This is a genomic window from Mannheimia sp. ZY171111, from assembly GCF_017750945.1.
GTDB classification, from domain to species: domain Bacteria; phylum Pseudomonadota; class Gammaproteobacteria; order Enterobacterales; family Pasteurellaceae; genus Mannheimia; species Mannheimia pernigra.
Genome location: NZ_CP046532.1, coordinates 1,994,882 through 2,013,214 on the forward strand (window position 1 = coordinate 1,994,882; position 18,333 = coordinate 2,013,214).

An 18,333-nucleotide genomic window follows, 5' to 3' on the forward strand; every position below is an offset into this window, starting at 1 on the left:
TTTTCTTGATGACAAGCGGTCAAATTTCGCTAAAAAAATGTAAATTTACTTTTCTAAGCCTTTTTTAATCATCGGTTCAAAGAAATCATAATCCACCAAGAATGAGTCGTGTCCAAAATCGGAATGAAACTCGTGGAATTCTAAATTCACCCCAGCTTGCTCTAATTTCTGTTTGCTTTTATATACATCAATTTGTTTGAAAAGCTGATCGCTAGTGACCGCAACAAATGTATAGTTAGCTTTAATGCGTTTTAACGCCATTTCTTCGTTTTCATAACCAAGGGCGGGATCGTATAAATCCAGCGCTCTTAATAAATGAATATAGGTATTTGCATCAAAACGCCCCAGAAATTTTGTGCCTTGATAGCTTAGATAAGATTCCACTTGGAAATATTCACCCCAAATTTTGCCTTGCTGTTTTGTTTCTCGTCCGAACGCTTTAGCTAACTGAATATCGGTACGGTAAGTGAGCATTCCTAACATTCGAGCTATTGTTAAGCCGTTATCTGGTGCTATGCCATCATAATAATCTCCACCATTAAAATGTGGATCGTGAATAATGGCTTGACGCATAATATGGTTAAAACCTATCGCTTCAGCACTTAAGGTAAGCGATGAGCAGAGGTTAATAATGTTACGCACTTGGTCTGGATAACTAATTCCCCATTGTGTTGCTTGCATTCCACCAAAAGAGCCGCCCACTACTGTATGAAGTCTTGGGATTTCTAGATAATCAATCAAGGCTTTTTGTACATTCACAATATCTTGTACCGTAATAATGGGGAATTGGCTACCGTAAGGTCTATTCGTTTTAGGGTTGATAGAAGCGGGACCTGTCGTACCTTTACAACCACCCAACACATTACTACAAATAAAGAAGTATTTTTCGGTATCAAAAGCTAGCCCTTTTCCCATAAAATCTTGCCACCAACCTTTTTCAGTTGCTGTATCGTAATAAGGCTCAGCATCGCCAGTAAGGGCGTGGCAGATTAAAACTGCATTACTTTTATCTGCATTTAAGACGCCGTAAGTTTGATAAGCGACAGTAATAGGGGAAAGTTCACCGCCTAATGAAAGTGGCAGGGGCGTTTCCTCAAAAAGCGTGATGTGCTGAGCCATAGAATCCTTATTTGCAAAAAATTGTGTTTTTTTGACCGCTTGTAGTTGTAATAATATGGCTAAATTAGCGGTGTTGCGGTGAATTGTCAAGGATTTTTAGACGTCTAAACGTCTGGATTTTTAAACGGCTAAAAAATTTAAGTTTATTTTGTTTTTTAATCTATTTATTGGAAATTAGAACTTAGAGGCCTAGATCGGGGAAAGATTTATAGCGATTATGAAAGGGCATTATTTTATTGCTGAGTTTAGAATATTGATGCAATTAAATAGAGAGAAGCTGGTTATTAAGATGAACCAGCTTTTTATTTTGGTTATAGAATAATCGTCTTATTTTTATAGACAAAAATTTTATCGGTAAGCACTAATTCTAATGCTTGGCTTAGAACTGTTTTCTCTACATCTCGCCCTGCACGCATCATTGCTTCTGCGGTATAGGTGTGATCGACGTTGATCACATTTTGCATAATAATTGGGCCTTCATCTAATTCATCATTTACGAAATGTGCAGTTGCTCCAATAATTTTTACCCCACGCTCATAAGCTCTTTGATATGGCTTAGCCCCAATAAAAGCAGGTAAAAAAGAATGATGAATATTTACGACTCGGTTTGGATAACGAGCAACAAATTCAGGATTTAAAACCCGCATATATTTAGCTAGAACAATATAGTCAGGTGAGTATTCGTCAATTTTTTCAGCAAGCATTTTGTCGTGCTCAATACGAGTTAGGTTTTCGTGGCTGATTAAATGAAATGGCACATCAAAGCGTTCAACTAAGCCTTTTAGCGTATCGTGGTTGCCAATTACAGCAGCAATTTCTACATCTAATCCACCATAATAGTTTTTCATTAATAAATCGCCTAAACAATGAGCCTCTTTTGTTACTAAAATAACAATACGCTTTCTCTGTTTTGGTAATAATTTATAAATAGAACCTTCTGGTAAAGTAAATTCCAGATCTGCTAATAAGGTTTTATCGTTAAAAATACCATTTAATTCAGTACGCATAAAAAAACGTTTGGTTTCGTTATCTACAAATTCCGAGTTTTTAATAATATTTAATTGGTGTTTGTAACAAATATTAGTAATTTTGGCGACTAATCCTGTGTCATCAGGGCATTCGGTTAATAATATTTTGTGTTCAAGCATAGCATTTCCTGTTATAAAAATAAGAGAACTCAATAGAGTTCTCTCTTATATTTAATGTTATTTAATATATTAAATAGCGAAATCTTCTAACTTTTTACCTTTATCTAGTGCTTGTTGCAATGCTTTTGGTGTTCTGCCTTGACCTGTCCACGTTTTTTCATTGCCTTTAGCATCAATAAATTTATATTTAGCAGGGCGAGGAGAAGCTGATTTGCGTGCTTTAAGTGTTTTACGGCCTTTAATCATTTTATCTGCTAATAATTGTGCCAATTCATCAATAGAGAGCCCGTCTTGTTTAAGCATTTCGGTATATTTTTTCAAGCTTTCTAATTGTTTTGCTTTTTCCTGCTCTTCTTTTCTAATTTCTTCTTCTTTTTCAGCAATAATAGTATCTAGTTTTTGAGCAATTGATTTTAATTGCTCAAGAGCTAAATCTTTAGCGAATGCTCTTAAACTACGAATATTTAAAAGACTTTTTAAATCTGACATTTTTTACTCCTTATTTTATTAGTAGTAACGAAAAGTTAAAGTTATTGCTATTTATCATATATTAAAAGATATTTAAGGTAAATAAAAAAGAGATACTTTATATCTTAAGATATTCGTGGTATCTTACGACCTCCTACAAAATGTAGAGGTGCAAATTCAATAAGTATTTTTTCTGAGTGGAAAACGATGAAGAAAAAGGAAAGGTGAGTTTGCCGAAATCAATTAAGCGTCATCTTAATTGGTTGGGGTCGTTATCGAAAGAAACGACACTGTCGTAGTTAATGCTACGGAGTGCTACTGTTAGGGTGGGTTTTAGGCTTTCATATTTCCTTCCTTTATATTTATTTTATAAATATCTCAGTACATCTCTTGTTTGGCTGTTATCCTTAATTATACAAAGTCATTTTAGAGGTTTTATGAATCTAGTTGATTATTCTACATCGCTTTGGTCTGTGTTGCCTGCATTGATTGCATTAATGTTAGCAATAATTACGCGCAAAGTGATTATTTCATTAAGTATCGGAATTATATTTGGTGCATTTATGCTAACTAATAGTAATTTTCTTGATGCACTTACCTATATTAAAAATAGTGTTGTTTCTTTAGTCTATAAAGGTGCTGGGGAAGGTTTAAATGCTAATAATGTCAATATTATTTTATTTTTGGTTTTATTAGGCGTGTTAACTTCTTTATTAAGTATTTCTGGCAGTAATCAAGCCTTCGCTAATTGGGCACAAAATAAAGTAAAAGGTAAACGTGGTGCAAAATTAATGGCAGCTGGTTTAGTATTTTTTACTTTTATTGATGATTATTTTCATAGTTTAGCTGTAGGGGCTATTGCTCGTCCAGTTACGGATAAATTTCGTGTTTCTCGTGCAAAATTAGCTTATATTCTAGATTCAACTGCTGCCCCAATGTGCGTATTAATGCCTATTTCAAGCTGGGGGGCTTACATCATCACTTTAATCGCAGGTTTATTAGCGACGCATTCTATTAGTGGCTATTCGCCACTTGGTGCATTTATGACAATGAGTATGATGAATTTTTATGCGATTTTTTCAATGATTATGGTATTCGTTGTCGCTTATTTCTCATTTGATATTGGCTCAATGGCTCGTTTTGAACGCCATACAGAAGCGTTAGATTCATTAGAGGAAGAGCAAGTAGAGACAAAAGGACAAGTTCGTGATCTGATTTTACCAATTGCTACTTTAATTTTTACAACTGTTACAATGATGATAAAAACGGGGGCAGATGCTTTAGCTGACGCTGGTACACCATTCTCTATTTTAGGGGCGTTTGAAAATACCACCGTAGGTATTTCGTTGGTTGTCGGTGGGCTTGCTGCACTTATTGTCGCAACGATTTGTATTGTAACAAGCGGTCATATTTCGCTAAAAAATTACTTCCGTGCTTATGGATTAGGCGTAAAAATGATGTCTGGTGCAATTACTATTTTATTCTTCGCCTGGACAATCAATGGCGTAGTAAGTGATATGCAAACGGGTAAATATTTATCTGGTTTAGTTGGTGAGCATATTGCAGCGGGTTTCTTACCTGCGATTTTATTTGTATTAGCGGCGGCAATGGCATTCTCAACAGGTACAAGTTGGGGAACCTTTGGTATTATGCTGCCAATTGGTGCAGCAATGGCTGTACATTCTGACCCTTCATTAATTATTCCTTGTTTATCGGCAGTAATGGCGGGCGCAGTATGTGGAGACCACTGCTCACCTATTTCTGATACAACTATTCTATCTTCAACAGGGGCTCAATGTAACCATATGGATCACGTTATTTCTCAATTACCTTATGCGTTATTAGTGGCAGTAGCATCTATTGTTGGTTATTTGTTTGTGGGCTTCACACAATCAGCCTTATTAGGATTTGTATCAACTGCTGTAGTAATGGCACTATTGATTTTAATCTTTAAAGCGAAAAAAACAGAAAAATAAGGTTAATTTCTAAAAATGTGAAGACAATCACAGAATTAAAGGGATTTATGGTATAGAATGCAACTCAAGATATGGATATCGAATGTTGTGTTATATAAAATTATAAGATCCTCCTATGTATTTAGCGTACCTTTTGGTACGCTTTTTTTCTCTTCTGATATATATTCCTTGCAATTTTGTTCTTTTTGTACTACTTTGATAGTACATTTTAATTTTGAGAGTAAAAAAATGAAAACTGCATTAGTAACAGGCGTAACCGCTGGTTTTGGTTTAGCCATTTGTAAATTACTGCTTCAATCAGGCTATAAAGTGATTGGTACGGGCAGACGAGCGGAGCGTTTAAACGAGCTACATTTGCAATTTGGCGATCAATTTTTACCGCTTGTATTTGATATTCAGCAACCAGAAAAAGTGGAAGAAGCATTAAACAGTCGTCCTCAAGGTTGGCGAAAAATAGATGTATTAGTTAATAATGCGGGGCTAGCCCTTGGATTAGAGCCTGCCTATAAATCTGATTTAAATGATTGGTATCAAATGATCGATACTAATATTAAAGGCTTAGTCACAATAACGCGTATAGTACTACCTGAAATGGTTGAGCATAATTCAGGCCATATTATTAATATTGGCTCAATTGCAGGCACTTACCCTTATCCTGGCGGGCATATTTATGGTGGGACAAAAGCTTTTGTAAAACAGTTTAGTTTAAATTTACGTGCAGATTTAGCAGGCACAAAAGTACGAGTGTCGAATGTTGAGCCAGGCTTATGTGGTGGAACCGAATTTTCTCATATTCGTTTTAAAGGCGATGATGAAAAAGTAGCAAAAATTTATGAAAATGTGGAATTTATTCGCCCAGAAGATGTTGCCAACATTGTGTTATGGTTAAATCAACAACCAGAACACGTGAATATAAATCGTATTGAAGTAATGCCAGTTGCACAAACTTCATCAGCTTTGAATGTGGCACGCAGTCTTTAGCGAATTAAATTTAGAAAAGGAAAAATTATGTCAGATACACTTCTTAATCCTTATTTTGGCGAATTTGGCGGTATGTATGTGCCAGAAATTTTAGTGCCCGTACTCAAAGAATTAGAGCAAGCTTTTGTTGAAGTGCAGCAAGATCCAGCTTTTCAAGCGGAATTTGCTGATTTATTAAAAAATTACGCAGGTCGTCCAACGGCATTAACTCTTTGCCGTAACTTAACAAAAGGTTCAAAAACGAAGCTTTATTTAAAACGTGAAGATTTATTGCACGGCGGAGCACATAAAACTAACCAAGTGTTAGGACAAATCTTACTAGCAAAACGTATGGGCAAAACGCGGATCATTGCTGAAACTGGAGCAGGGCAACACGGTGTTGCAACAGCTCTTGCTTGTGCAATGCTTGGAATGCCTTGTGTGGTGTATATGGGTGCAAAAGATGTTGAGCGTCAATCGCCTAATGTATTTCGTATGCATCTAATGGGAGCAGAGGTCATTTCGGTGCAGAAAGGCTCTTGCTCATTAAAAGATGCCTGTTGTGAGGCAATGCGTGATTGGGCAGCGAATTACGATACAACCCACTATTTAATAGGCACGGCAGCAGGCCCACACCCTTTTCCAACAATGGTGCGTGAATTTCAAAAAATGATTGGCGAAGAGACTAAATGCCAAATTTTAGAAAAAGAAGACCGCTTGCCAGATGCAGTGATTGCATCAGTTGGCGGAGGCTCTAATGCGATTGGTATGTTTGCGGACTTTATTGAAGAAAAAACGGTTAAATTAATCGGTATAGAGCCTGCGGGCAAGGGGATTGAAACAGGTGAACACGGTGCACCGCTTAAACACGGTACAACAGGAATTTACTTTGGTATGAAATCCCCAATTATGCAAGATAAAGATGGGCAAATTGAAGAGTCTTACTCCGTTTCAGCTGGCTTAGATTTTCCATCGGTTGGTCCACAGCACGCTTATTTAAATGCAACAGGGCGAGCAGAGTATGTTTCAATTACAGATCAAGAAGCACTAGATGCTTTCCAAGCCTTAGCGAAGTATGAAGGAATTATTCCAGCACTAGAATCTTCCCACGCTCTTGCTTATGCGTTAAAACTAATTCACCAAAACCCTGAGAAAGAACAATTGCTCGTCGTCAATCTATCAGGACGAGGCGATAAAGATATTTTCACGGTCGATAAAATTTTAAATGGAGGAAAGTAAGATGAGTCGCTTTGATACTTTATTTAATAGCTTAAAGGCAAAAAATGAAGGGGCTTTTGTTCCATTTGTTACTTTATGTGATCCTGATTTTAATCGCAGTGTTGAAATTATCGAAACAATGATTGCAAAGGGGGCAGATGCTTTAGAGCTTGGCTTACCATTTTCTGATCCTCTATTAGATGGACCCGTTATTCAAGCGGCTAATAAACGTGCATTAGATGCAGGTTACAGTACGAATGCGTGTTTTGAATTAATTGCACAAATCCGTAATAAATATCCAGAGATTCCAATTGGTTTATTGCTTTGTGCAAACTTAATTTTTGTACCAAGTGCAGAGACATTCTTCCATCGCTGCCAACAAGCAGGTGTTGATGCTGTCTTAATTGCAGATTTGCCCGTTTTAGCGGCTGAAGAATTTACTCCTGTGGCTAAAAAATATGGTATTCAGCCTGTCTTTATTTGCCCACCCAATGCAGATGAAAATACGATTCAACGCATTGTACAATTGACCGAGGGCTATACTTATTTGGTTTCTCGTGCAGGGGTCACTAGTGCAGAAAATCAGGCTCACGCAAGTAATCTGGATTCTTTAGTAGAGAGCTTAAAAAAAGCAAATTCAGCCCCTATCTTGCAAGGCTTTGGTATTGCTACACCTGAACAAGTTAGAGAAGCGTTACGATTAGGGGCAGATGGAGCTATTTCAGGTTCGGCAATTGTGAAAATCATTGAGCGTAATTTAGATGATCAAGCAAATTTGCTTAAAGAGCTAGCGGAATTTGTCGCTTCAATGAAGTCAGCAACTAAAAGTAAGTAGCAAGCGGTTATTTTTTTGAAATAATTTGCGTATAATATGGCAGGCAATGTTCGCCCAATAGCGTTTAGTGCAAATAAACTGAGCGTTTTTTAAGTTGAAGAAATTTAAAAAACGATGATCTAAACGACAGAAATAACTATTTTAAATAAAAGGAAACACAATGAAATTAAGCAAAATTACACTTTCAGTCGTTGCTGTAATTGGTGTAGTGGCAGTTGGTGGCAGCTGGTATACAGGTAAACAAGTCGAAGAAAAATATCAAGAATTAGTTACGCAAGCCAATCATCAATTTAAACAATTGAGTGGTGAATTGGGTGCAAATATTGCGTTTAAAGATGTGCAGATTGAACGCCACTTCTTCAGTTCTGAAGCGAAATATCGATTAGAGGTAGATTTAGGTGATGGTGAAAAATTAGACTTTATTGGTAATGATAAAATTCATCACGGCCCATTGCCACTTAACCGTTTAGCGAAGTTTAATTTCCTACCTGTTATGATGAGTACTGAAAGCGAACTTCAAGCACCAACGCAGTTTAAAAAATTCGTTGGAGAAAATATTGGTTCGGGGGTGGCTAATATCAGTTATTCGGGTGATATAAAAGGAAATTTTGAGGTATCTCCGATTAAATATGGTGATGAAGCTGGCTTTGTTGAAGCAACACCCATTAAGTTAGAATATAGTTACCAGAATGCAAAGGCAATAGATGGCACGGTTGAATTAGATGCCTTTAAGGTAATGGATAAAGAGCTTGATTTCCAAGTGCAAGGTGTGTCTTATGAGATGCAAGCAGAGGTTAATGGCGATTATCCGAATCTCACCTTTGGAGTAGGAAGTGCGAAAGTTAAAGATATTGAATTTAAGTCTAAAAGTGGCAAGTTATCACAAATTAAAGATATTGTGGTTAAAGGTGATAATCTGTTAAAAGGCGAGCGTTTAGTTTCTACAGGTAGTTTGACTGCTGAATCTTTCAACCTTGAAGGGGTTGAAATGGGAAAATTAAAAATGGATATGGCATACGATTTAGATGCTAAATTAACTAACGATATTAAGCCATTATTGTCTAATCCTGAAGCTATCGAAAATCAGCAGACAACCGAACTCTTATTGAAATTACTGGAAAAATCAGCCAAGTTCCACATTAATAATTTCTCTTTTGAAAATAGCAAAGGAAAAGTGGATTTAGCCTTAATACTAAATATGGCTCAAGTTAATTTACAAGATCTTGGTAATATTCAAGAGGTATTAAAAGCCCTCTCAACCAGTAAATTTACTTCAAATATCAACCGTGAATATGCAGAAGATCTTATTCGCCAAATCTCAATGGCAACAGAGAAGTTAAGCGAAGAAGAAGCAAAAGCGTTTGCCAAACAACAAGTCGATGCTATTTTTCTCAATGCCGACGTTGGACACTACGGATTAAGAAAAGTAGATGAAAACAACGTGAAGATGGAATTATCGGTTGAAAATGAGAAATTAATCGTCAATGGACGTGAATTAACCGAAGATGAAATTCAAATGGCGTTATTTATGATTATGATGGGAGCAAGTTCGCTCGGTCAATAATCGTAACCACTTGAAAAAGCGTATTTTGGCTATGGCTGAAATACGCTTTTTTATCCCTTTCTTTTACGATTCTTGTATAATAACGCCAATATTTATTTGATTTTCAAGAGATTTTTTATGGCAACTATCGCAAAAAATCCACTGGTGCTAGTGGACGGTTCTTCTTATTTATATCGAGCATTTCACGCATTCCCTTCGCTAACTAATCAAAATGGAGATCCAACAGGGGCAATGTATGGTGTATTGAATATGTTAAAAAGCCTGATCGCACAAGTAGAACCCAGCCACATTGCCGTTGTGTTTGACGCGAAAGGAAAAACGTTTCGTGATGAATTGTTTGAGCAATATAAATCGCACCGTCCGCCAATGCCAGATGAGTTGCGTGCTCAAATTCAACCGTTACACGCTATTATTAAAGCGTTAGGTATTCCACTGATTTCGATTGAAGGGGTAGAGGCAGATGATGTTATTGGCACATTAGCTGTGCAAGCAGCTAAAGATGGCAAAGATGTGTTAATTAGCACTGGCGATAAAGATATGGCACAACTGGTGAACGATCACATTATGTTGATTAACACAATGAATAACACCGTGCTTGATCGGGAAGGTGTTATTGAAAAATATGGTATTCCACCTGAGTTGATCATCGACTTTTTAGCCCTAATGGGAGATTCAGCAGATAATATTCCTGGCGTTAAAGGCGTTGGTGAAAAAACCGCACTCGCTTTATTGCAAGGAATTGGATCACTTAAACAGATTTATGATAATTTAGATAAAATTGCCTCACTTTCGTTTCGTGGAGCAAAAAGTTTCGCCCCAAAATTAGCCGCTGAAAAAGAGAATGCTGATTTATCTTATCTGCTGGCAACGATTAAAACCGATGTGGAATTAGATGTTACTCATCATCAGCTTTTAACCCAAGCACAAAATCGTGCGGAACTGACGACTTTATTTGAATATTATGAATTCAAACGTTGGCTGAATGAGGTAAATAATAACGCCAATCCGCTTACTCGCATATCTGCAGAGAAAGTGCCCAATCATTACCAAGTGACACAAGCGGTTAAAAAAGAGGAAAATGTTGCAGATCCTATCGTGATTGACCGCAGTAAATATGAAACGGTGGACACACAAGAAAAATTGGCGGCTTGGATCGGCAAATTGAATTCAGCCAAGATGGTTGCAGTGGATACTGAAACGGATAATTTAGATTCAATGTCAGCCAATTTAGTGGGGATTTCATTTGCGCTTGAAAATGGCGAAGCGTGCTATATTCCACTTGGGCATAAGCAAAAAGCGGAGCAAAAACAAGTAGATATGTTTGGTGAGCTTGGCGATACAGATAATGAAAATAGTGATGAATTGGTAAAAAATCAGCTAAATTTGACCGCTTGTTTAACGCAACTCAAACCAATTTTAGAACATTGTGGCATAAAAAAAATTGGGCAGAACATCAAATATGATTTAACCATTTTTTCTCACTATGGCATTGAGTTACAAGGCGTTGAGTTTGATACGATGATAGAATCGTACACCTTAAATAGTACAGGTCGCCATAATATGGATGAGTTGGCTTACCGTTATTTAGGGCATAAGACTATTCCATTTGAAGAGTTGGCGGGTAAAGGCAAAAATCAGCTTACTTTCGATAAAATTGAGATTCCTAAAGCCGCAGAATATGCCGCCGAAGATGCTGATGTCACAATGAAGTTACACCAAGTGTTATGGCAAAAATTATCATCAGAGCCTGAGTTGGTGAAATTGTTTAACGAAATTGAAATGCCATTGGTGAGCGTGCTTTCTCGTATTGAACGCAATGGTGTGTTAATTGACCAAAAAAAATTATTAACACAATCGGCAGAAATTGAAAAACGTTTAAGTGAAATCGAGCAGCTAGTTCACGCGGAAGCAGGACAGACGTTTAATTTAGCTTCAACCAAGCAGTTACAAGACATTCTATTTGGCAAATTAGGCTTACCAGTTTTGAAAAAAACGCCCAAAGGTGCACCCTCGACGAACGAGGAAGTGTTAGATGAATTGGCACAGCGAGGGCATATCGTCCCGAAATTATTAATGGAGCATCGTGGATTAAGTAAATTGAAATCAACATATACTGATAAACTTCCACAATTAATTAATAAAAAAACAGGGCGAGTACATACCTCATATAACCAAGCGGTAACTGCAACAGGGCGACTTTCTTCTAGTGATCCAAATTTACAGAATATTCCTATCCGCAACGAAGAGGGCAGACGAATCCGTCAGGCATTCGTTGCAAGAGAAGGCTATAAAATTGTTGCCGCCGACTATTCCCAAATTGAACTACGGATTATGGCGCATTTGGCCAATGATGAAGGGATGATCGCTGCGTTTGTGGAAGGAAAAGATATTCACCGAGCAACCGCCGCAGAAATTTTCAGTGTTGCATTAGAAGAGGTTACCAGCGAGCAACGCCGCAGTGCGAAAGTGATTAACTTTGGATTGATTTATGGAATGTCATCATTTGGGCTTTCAAACCAACTCGGTATTGGACGAGCAGAAGCCCAAAAATATATGGAGCTCTATTTTAAACGCTATCCAGCCGTGCAGCAGTTTATGACAGATATTCGTGAAGTTGCCGCAGAAAAAGGCTATGTGGAAACTTTGTTTGGTCGCCGTTTATATTTGCCCGATATTAAATCAAGCAACGCTATTTTGCGTAAAGCAGCGGAGCGAGTGGCAATTAATGCCCCAATGCAAGGCACGGCGGCAGATATTATCAAAGTTGCAATGATCGGTATTGATAAAGCGATTCGTGGTAATCACGAGATTAAAATGATTATGCAAGTTCACGATGAATTAGTGTTTGAAGTGAAAGCAGATAAGCTAGAACAATACAGCCAGCTCATTAAAGCTGAAATGGAAAAAGCCATTTCGCTTAACGTACCACTGATTGCAGAGGTCGGAATTGGCGATAATTGGGACGAGGCTCATTAATCTAACGCTATACAATGGCGAACTTTTATTGTATCGTTGTAGCAGTTCATTAATATGAAGCGTTTAATTGGTTCGTTGCCAAAGAGGTAAAAATTCTTTGAATAGTAAGGAAAATAAATGAAAAAATTACTCAAAAAATCCGTATTAAGTTTCGCCTTATTAGGCTTAGCAGGCACGGCATTTGCTGATGCTCAATCAGTTGCTGAATTACAACGCCGTTTAATGCAAGTTAGCCAATATAGTGCAGATTTCGATCAAGTTGTACGTTCAAGCAAAGGCAAAGAAATTCAAAAAGGTAAAGGAAAATTCCAAGTAAAACGCCCTAATTTATTTAGAATGGAGACTAAATCACCACAAGAAAATTTGATTGTTTCTGATGGTGAAAATTTATGGTTTTATGATCCTTTTGTGTCACAAGTGACCGTAAATAATGTGCAAGATGCGGTTAATAATACGCCATTTGTATTATTAACCAGCAATGATAAGAATCATTGGGCGCAATACGATGTAACCCAAAATGCGGATACTTTTGTATTAAAGCCAAAATCCAATAAAAGTAACTTAAAACAGTTTGATGTACGTATTGAGAAAAGCGGTTTATTAAAAGGATTCAGCACCATTGAGCGTGATGGGCAAAGCAATTTATATGTATTACGCAACATTACCACAGGCGGTGTTTCAAGCGAGTTATTCAAATTCAGAGTACCCAAAGAGGCTGAGTTAGATGATCAGCGTGCTAGTAAAAAATAGAAAATAATATAGTGACAAGCGGTTATAAAAAGTGAGATTTTTGCAAAATTTCTGACAAAAATGACCGCTTGTATATTGAGGAAATAAAATGAAAACGCTTTATAACCAACGAGATCCAAAAGAATGGGAGCAATTTTTAGTGTTGCTTAAACAAGCTGTGACGGAAGATAAATTAGCACTTTTTTTCTCAATGTTTTTAACTGCAGATGAGAGAGAGTCTTTAGGGCTGCGGGTGAAAATTGTACAAGCCTTGTTAGAGGGTAAAGATTCGCAACGTGAAATTCAACAAAATTTGAATACCAGTGCGGCAACTATTACACGTGGCTCAAATATGCTAAAAACCTTAGATCAAGATTTTCTGCAATGGGTGAATGGCAAGCTCAATGGTAAATCGTAAATGGCAACGCGTAAGAACTGTTTGTTAAGCTCTCTTTTGAAGAAAATAGGGCTTTTTTTTATTCCTCGAAAAATAGGAACGATATTTGGCTGGCTTTGGTTTGGTTTTAGTCGGTTATTTACTTTTTGGAGTGGTTTTTTCTTAATCGCTATTTTAGTTTTTTCTGTGCTGCCTGTCCCTTACTCTGCGTATATGGTGCAGAAAAAAGTCGAAAATATGTTACAAGATAAAACTTACGCTATTAAGAAAGATTGGGTAAGTCTTGATGCGATTTCTTGGCAGGTGAAAATGGCTGTTATTGCTTCTGAAGATCAAAAATTTGAAAGCCATTTTGGCTTAGATCTTGCTGCTATTGAATCCGCGTTGAAATTCAATGCGAAATCGAAAAAAATTCGAGGCGGCTCAACGATTTCCCAGCAAACCGTGAAAAATCTATTTTTATGGCATAGGCAGAGTTGGATAAGAAAAGGCATTGAGGCACTATTGACTCTTTTAGTTGAGAATATATGGACAAAATCCCGAATTTTAGAGGTTTATCTCAATATTGCTGAGTTTGGCGATGGTATTTTCGGCGTTGAAGCTGCAGCCCAACATTTTTTCAAAAAATCAGCTAAGCACTTGAATTTACAAGAATCAGCATTATTGGCGGCCTCTCTACCAAATCCAATTGTGTTTAAGGTGGATAAACCTAGCTTAAGTATGCGAAAACGCCAAGCGTGGATTATACGTCAAGTCAGCTTGCTTGATGGTAAACATTATTTAGACAAACTATAGAAAAATAACGATGACAATACAAAGCACACTAGCTTCACATTTAAACCATTTACAATCCGTTGCAGAGCGAGATTTAACTCAATATCAACCTTTTGATGCGGCAGAATGTGCAAAATATAATGAAAATTTGACCGCTTGCGTTACCCAAGAAGGATCGTAAAAATGAGATGGTTAATGTTATGTCGTGAACCTCGTCTCTATAGTTGCAAACGCATTAAAAATGCGTGCATCAAAAGAGGCATTGAATTAGATATTTTAGATCCAAATAAAATGTTACTGATGCTAAATAATGGAAAATTTGAGGTTTTTTATCAACAAGAAAGAGAGCATTATGCTAAAAGCTATTCAGAGGCTGTGCTATTAAAGGATTATGATGGCATTTTACCCCGTTTTGGAACAAGCAGTACCGAAATGGGCTGCACAGTGTTACGCCATTTTGAAGCAAAAGGTATTCCTGTTTTAAATAACGCTCAAGCTTTTGCCTTAGCGCGCAATAAATGGCAATCTTTGCAAAGGCTAGTAGAATATGGTTTACCTGTCCCGAAGACTAATTTGGCAGGGGATTTAGTTTCAGTGAAATCGCAACTAAATCATTTCTCTTTTCCGCTTATTGCAAAAGTCCTGAATGGCTCGCAAGGCAATGGCGTAATGCTGTTTGAAAATAGGCATAATGCCGAATCGGTACTCTCAACTTTTAGGCAAGTAGAGGAAGCTTATCTGTGCCAAGAGTTCGTTACCGAATCGAAAGGGCGTGATATTCGAGTTTTTGTGATTGGTGATAAAGTTGTAGCTGCGATGAGTAGAACCAGTGCAGCAGGAGACTTTCGAGCCAATCTCCATCAAGGCGGAATAGCAGAAAGTATTGAATTAACTGAAGAAGAAAAAATATTAGCGATTAAGGCAACTCAAGTAATTGGGCTTGAGGTAGCTGGAGTAGATTTCTTTCGTACGGCAAATGGAGTGGTTGTTCTAGAAGTCAATGCAAGTCCTGGATTTGAAGGCATAGAACAAATAAATGAGATAGATATTGCCCTAGAAATTGTGGATTATTTCATCAGGAAAATAAGCAAATTATCTTAATTTACGTTGCATTTTTCGCCATCTTCAGTAAAATACGCACTCAGCCTACCATAACCATAGTAGGCTGAAGTTTTTTCACAAACAGCTGGGTCGCCTGCTGTTTTTTCTATCAACGGGGTCATTCCCATTTTTAAGAGAATTAAACAATGTCATTCAAATTTGAAGCTGAAGTTCGTTCAACGCAAGGTAAGGGTGCGAGCCGCCGCCTGCGTCATAATGGTCAAGTTCCTGCCATCATTTATGGTGGTAGTGCAGAACCTGTATCAATCATCTTAAACCACGATGATGTAAATAACGCACAAGTACACGATGCGTTCTACAACGAAGTTTTAACTATCGTTGTAGGTGGTAAAGAAGAGCAAGTTAAAGTACAAGCAATTCAACGCCACCCAACTAAACCAAAATTAGTTCACTTGGACTTCAAGCGTGTTTAATTTGCGGTAAGTGAATAACAAAAAATCTGCACCCCAAAAGTTGGGTTAAACAACCAACTGATTAAGGTGCAGATTTTTTATAACTAAATACAGCCTATCTTTCAAACAGCAAATCATTGTTTCTTCAACGGTAAAAATGGCTCACTGAGCCGTTGGGATTTTTAGCTTGCAAAAACAACACTAAAACGTTGGATTAAACAGTATAATCATTTGGCATCAATAGATGAGTGTCCTTAGAAAAAGCGGATTTACTCGTTTGAATTTAAATGAGTAGCCCTTAAATCAAGGTACGTCATTTAGTGCATTCGGGTTTTTATTAATAAACATAGCGTCACCGTAACTGAAGAAGCGATATTTCGCTTCAACCGCGTGGGCATAGGCATTCATCGTATTTTTATAACCAGCGAAAGCGGAAACTAGCATAATTAACGTCGATTCAGGTAAATGGAAGTTGGTAATTAACGCATCAACTATTTTGAACTGCTTGCCTGGATAGAGAAAAATCGTGGTGTCAGAGAAAAATGGAGCAATGAGTTTACCTTCTTTTTCTGCTGCCAAAGCGGCACTTTCTACTGAGCGAACAGACGTTGTGCCAACTGCAATCACTCGCTTTCCTAGCGCTTTGGTGGCTAAAATTTTATCTACAACCTCTTGGCTTACTTCGGCATATTCTGCGTGCATTTTATGTTCTTCAATAGTATCGACTCGCACAGGCTGGAATGTACCCGCACCAACGTGAAGGGTGACAAAAGCCGTATCTACCCCTTTTGCTTTTAGTTTTTCAAGCATCGCATTATCAAAATGTAAGCCCGCAGTGGGGGCGGCTACGGCACCTAACACTTTGCTATAAACGGTTTGATAACGTTCTTGGTCAGTATATTCATCAGGGCGGTTGATATAAGGTGGCAGAGGTATATGTCCGGCTTGTTGTAATAAATCAAATAACGGTTGATTTTCACAAAACACTAATTCAAATAAAGTCTCGTGGCGAGCAATCATTGTGGCGGTAAAACCGTTTCCTTCGCCTAATTTATCTTCTCCGAAAATTAATTTTGCCCCTTCTTTGGGGGCTTTTGAGGATTTAACGTGTGCCAAACATCGGTGTTCATCTAATACGCGTTCCACTAATGCCTCAACTTTTCCACCACTTGGTTTACGGCCGTAGAGTCGAGCAGGAATCACTCGAGTATTATTGAAGATTAAAAGATCACCTTCATTAATGTGATCGTATAAATCAATAAATTGCTGATCAGCAAACTTGCCTGTTTCGCCGTTTAAATGAAGTAGTCGGCTGGCAGAACGCTCGGCAGTTGGGTAGCGAGCAATTAGCTCATCGGGCAAGTCAAAATAAAAATCTGAAACTAACACGGTTATTCTGTTCTCTCTAGTAAAAAATGGCAGAAATAATAGCATAAAAAAAAGCACAAGTCAGAAACCTGTACTTCTTGAAATGAGCAAATTTTTCTTAAAATTTAACCGCTTGTCTTAACTTCTCAATGGTCCAATCCAATCCTGAATAGAAATCATCAGTTAAAGTAGGTTTTAATTGTTCAAGTAAATTAATCAGCTCATTTTTATCTGGATGAGTAAGGTTGATGTGCCCTACTTTTCTGCCTGCTCTAACATCTTTACCGTACCAATGGAGCTGGCTAAATGGAAGGTTAAGCCATTGGTTGGTGTGTTCAATGCCGATTAAATTCACCATTACACTAGGTGCAATTTGCTTAAGCTCTGGTGTTGGTAAATCAAGTAAAGCTCTTAAATGAAGCTCAAATTGGCTGATAGAACATCCAAGTTGTGTCCAGTGTCCGCTGTTGTGAACACGAGGAGCAAGTTCGTTAATTAATAAATGCTCTCCCACGACAAAGCATTCCATTGCCATTACGCCGATGTAATCTAATTCTTGCATTACCGCACTGAGCATTTGTTCAGCTTGTTGTTGGTAAATAGCTTGGTTAGGTAAATTTATATCTGACACCGAATAACGCAAAATACCATTTTGTTGGAGGTTGTGAGAAATTGGATAGAAACGGGTTGAGCCATTTCTAAATCTTGCTCCAATAATCGAAATTTCGCCGTCAAATGGAATAAATTTTTCGGCAATCACCTCTCCGAATAAAGAGGCTGGAATTTGGTCTATCGAGTCTGGGGTAATAATCCATTGCCCTCGTCCGTCATAACCGCCAGTACGGCGTTTAACCACTATTTTTTCTCCAATATGTTGAAAAATAGACTTTAATTTCTCCGCATTTTCTACTAATTGCCAAGTTGATGTGGCAAGGTTAAGTTCATCAAGTAGCGATTTTTGCGTGAAGCGATCAGCTAATCGTCCAAATACGTTGAGATTCACAAAATTTTTATGATTACCGAGTAGTTGCGTTAGGGGGGTATCTGACCAACGTTCAATTTCGGCGGTAATAATGCTATTTGGATTAATATCAAAAATCGGGGCATCGAAGGCAAGTGGCTTGACCTCAATATCAAGCGGTGCTCCTGCATAACGCAACATTCTGCCCAATTGACCATTGCCTAATACATAAACAGGAGGGTAGATTGTACTTTTTTGCATAGTAATGTTCTCAAATAAATAATTTGGTCGTGAGGATAATTAAATAATAGTAAAGCCATATTTTG

At 37.6% G+C, this 18,333-nt stretch carries 18 protein-coding genes and 1 riboswitch; of the genes, 12 read left to right on the plus strand and 6 right to left on the minus strand.

Features of this window, described 5'->3' with window-relative positions:
* Positions 1 to 45: 45 nt before the first annotated feature.
* From GM698_RS09475 to GM698_RS09485, 3 genes are all read right to left on the minus strand, one after another.
* A complete protein-coding gene (locus GM698_RS09475; protein WP_159629878.1) occupies positions 46 to 1,119 on the minus strand; it encodes a homoserine O-acetyltransferase in 1,074 nt (357 codons plus the stop codon).
* Positions 1,120 to 1,430: 311 nt separating this feature from the next.
* Positions 1,431 to 2,267, minus strand: a complete 837-nt coding sequence (gene purU / locus GM698_RS09480; protein WP_159629880.1) for a formyltetrahydrofolate deformylase — start codon at positions 2,265 to 2,267, stop codon at positions 1,431 to 1,433.
* Between the two features lie 69 nt (positions 2,268 to 2,336).
* Positions 2,337 to 2,756: an H-NS family nucleoid-associated regulatory protein gene (locus GM698_RS09485; protein ID WP_176808622.1), complete on the minus strand. Its 420-nt coding sequence runs from the start codon at positions 2,754 to 2,756 to the stop codon at positions 2,337 to 2,339.
* A gap of 135 nt (positions 2,757 to 2,891) precedes the next feature.
* A riboswitch (Lysine riboswitch) is annotated at positions 2,892 to 3,061 on the plus strand.
* A gap of 111 nt (positions 3,062 to 3,172) precedes the next feature.
* Between GM698_RS09485 and GM698_RS09490 the strand changes: the two genes are divergently transcribed.
* The 11 genes from GM698_RS09490 (at position 3,173) to GM698_RS09540 (ending at position 15,265) form a co-directional block, all read left to right on the plus strand.
* Positions 3,173 to 4,711, plus strand: coding sequence for a Na+/H+ antiporter NhaC family protein (locus GM698_RS09490; RefSeq protein WP_209289342.1), 1,539 nt, complete (start codon positions 3,173 to 3,175; stop codon positions 4,709 to 4,711).
* Between the two features lie 228 nt (positions 4,712 to 4,939).
* A complete protein-coding gene (locus tag GM698_RS09495; RefSeq protein ID WP_176808620.1) occupies positions 4,940 to 5,692 on the plus strand; it encodes an SDR family oxidoreductase in 753 nt (250 codons plus the stop codon).
* 27 nt (positions 5,693 to 5,719) lie between these two features.
* Positions 5,720 to 6,910, plus strand: coding sequence for a tryptophan synthase subunit beta (gene trpB, locus GM698_RS09500; protein WP_176810100.1), 1,191 nt, complete (start codon positions 5,720 to 5,722; stop codon positions 6,908 to 6,910).
* A 1-nt stretch (position 6,911) separates the two neighbouring features.
* Positions 6,912 to 7,724, plus strand: coding sequence for a tryptophan synthase subunit alpha (gene trpA, locus GM698_RS09505; RefSeq protein WP_176810099.1), 813 nt, complete (start codon positions 6,912 to 6,914; stop codon positions 7,722 to 7,724).
* 160 nt (positions 7,725 to 7,884) lie between these two features.
* Positions 7,885 to 9,288 carry a YdgA family protein gene (locus tag GM698_RS09510; RefSeq protein WP_209289343.1) on the plus strand — a complete coding sequence of 468 codons (1,404 nt, stop codon included), beginning with the start codon at positions 7,885 to 7,887 and terminating at the stop codon, positions 9,286 to 9,288.
* A 117-nt stretch (positions 9,289 to 9,405) separates the two neighbouring features.
* Positions 9,406 to 12,264 carry a DNA polymerase I gene (polA, locus tag GM698_RS09515; protein WP_209289344.1) on the plus strand — a complete coding sequence of 953 codons (2,859 nt, stop codon included), beginning with the start codon at positions 9,406 to 9,408 and terminating at the stop codon, positions 12,262 to 12,264.
* Positions 12,265 to 12,381: 117 nt separating this feature from the next.
* A complete protein-coding gene (gene lolA / locus GM698_RS09520) occupies positions 12,382 to 13,014 on the plus strand; it encodes an outer membrane lipoprotein chaperone LolA (RefSeq protein ID WP_176808615.1) in 633 nt (210 codons plus the stop codon).
* A gap of 88 nt (positions 13,015 to 13,102) precedes the next feature.
* Positions 13,103 to 13,411 (plus strand): trp operon repressor, encoded by a 309-nt coding sequence (trpR, locus tag GM698_RS09525; RefSeq protein ID WP_176808614.1) that lies wholly within the window; start codon positions 13,103 to 13,105, stop codon positions 13,409 to 13,411.
* The gene (gene mtgA, locus GM698_RS09530; protein WP_176812619.1) at positions 13,412 to 14,185 is read left to right on the plus strand and encodes a monofunctional biosynthetic peptidoglycan transglycosylase; all 774 of its coding nucleotides are present in this window, start codon (positions 13,412 to 13,414) and stop codon (positions 14,183 to 14,185) included.
* A 10-nt stretch (positions 14,186 to 14,195) separates the two neighbouring features.
* Entirely contained in the window at positions 14,196 to 14,345 is a 150-nt protein-coding gene (locus GM698_RS09535) for a hypothetical protein (RefSeq protein ID WP_176808612.1), read from the plus strand.
* Between the two features lie 2 nt (positions 14,346 to 14,347).
* Positions 14,348 to 15,265, plus strand: coding sequence for a RimK family alpha-L-glutamate ligase (locus GM698_RS09540; RefSeq protein ID WP_176812618.1), 918 nt, complete (start codon positions 14,348 to 14,350; stop codon positions 15,263 to 15,265).
* Here GM698_RS09540 and GM698_RS10705 read toward each other — a convergent pair.
* Positions 15,262 to 15,387 carry a hypothetical protein gene (locus tag GM698_RS10705; RefSeq protein ID WP_256437769.1) on the minus strand — a complete coding sequence of 42 codons (126 nt, stop codon included), beginning with the start codon at positions 15,385 to 15,387 and terminating at the stop codon, positions 15,262 to 15,264. The two genes, GM698_RS09540 and GM698_RS10705, sit on opposite strands and share 4 nt — an antisense overlap.
* A gap of 24 nt (positions 15,388 to 15,411) precedes the next feature.
* On the opposite strand from GM698_RS10705, the gene rplY reads away from it, so the two are divergent.
* Positions 15,412 to 15,699 carry a 50S ribosomal protein L25 gene (rplY, locus tag GM698_RS09545; RefSeq protein ID WP_176808610.1) on the plus strand — a complete coding sequence of 96 codons (288 nt, stop codon included), beginning with the start codon at positions 15,412 to 15,414 and terminating at the stop codon, positions 15,697 to 15,699.
* A gap of 282 nt (positions 15,700 to 15,981) precedes the next feature.
* On the opposite strand, the gene queA is transcribed toward rplY, so the two are convergent.
* Together queA and purK are read right to left on the minus strand one after the other, a co-directional pair.
* The gene (gene queA, locus GM698_RS09550; protein WP_209289345.1) at positions 15,982 to 17,067 is read right to left on the minus strand and encodes a tRNA preQ1(34) S-adenosylmethionine ribosyltransferase-isomerase QueA; all 1,086 of its coding nucleotides are present in this window, start codon (positions 17,065 to 17,067) and stop codon (positions 15,982 to 15,984) included.
* Between the two features lie 97 nt (positions 17,068 to 17,164).
* Positions 17,165 to 18,268, minus strand: coding sequence for a 5-(carboxyamino)imidazole ribonucleotide synthase (gene purK, locus GM698_RS09555; RefSeq protein WP_176808553.1), 1,104 nt, complete (start codon positions 18,266 to 18,268; stop codon positions 17,165 to 17,167).
* Between the last annotated feature and the right edge of the window lie 65 nt (positions 18,269 to 18,333).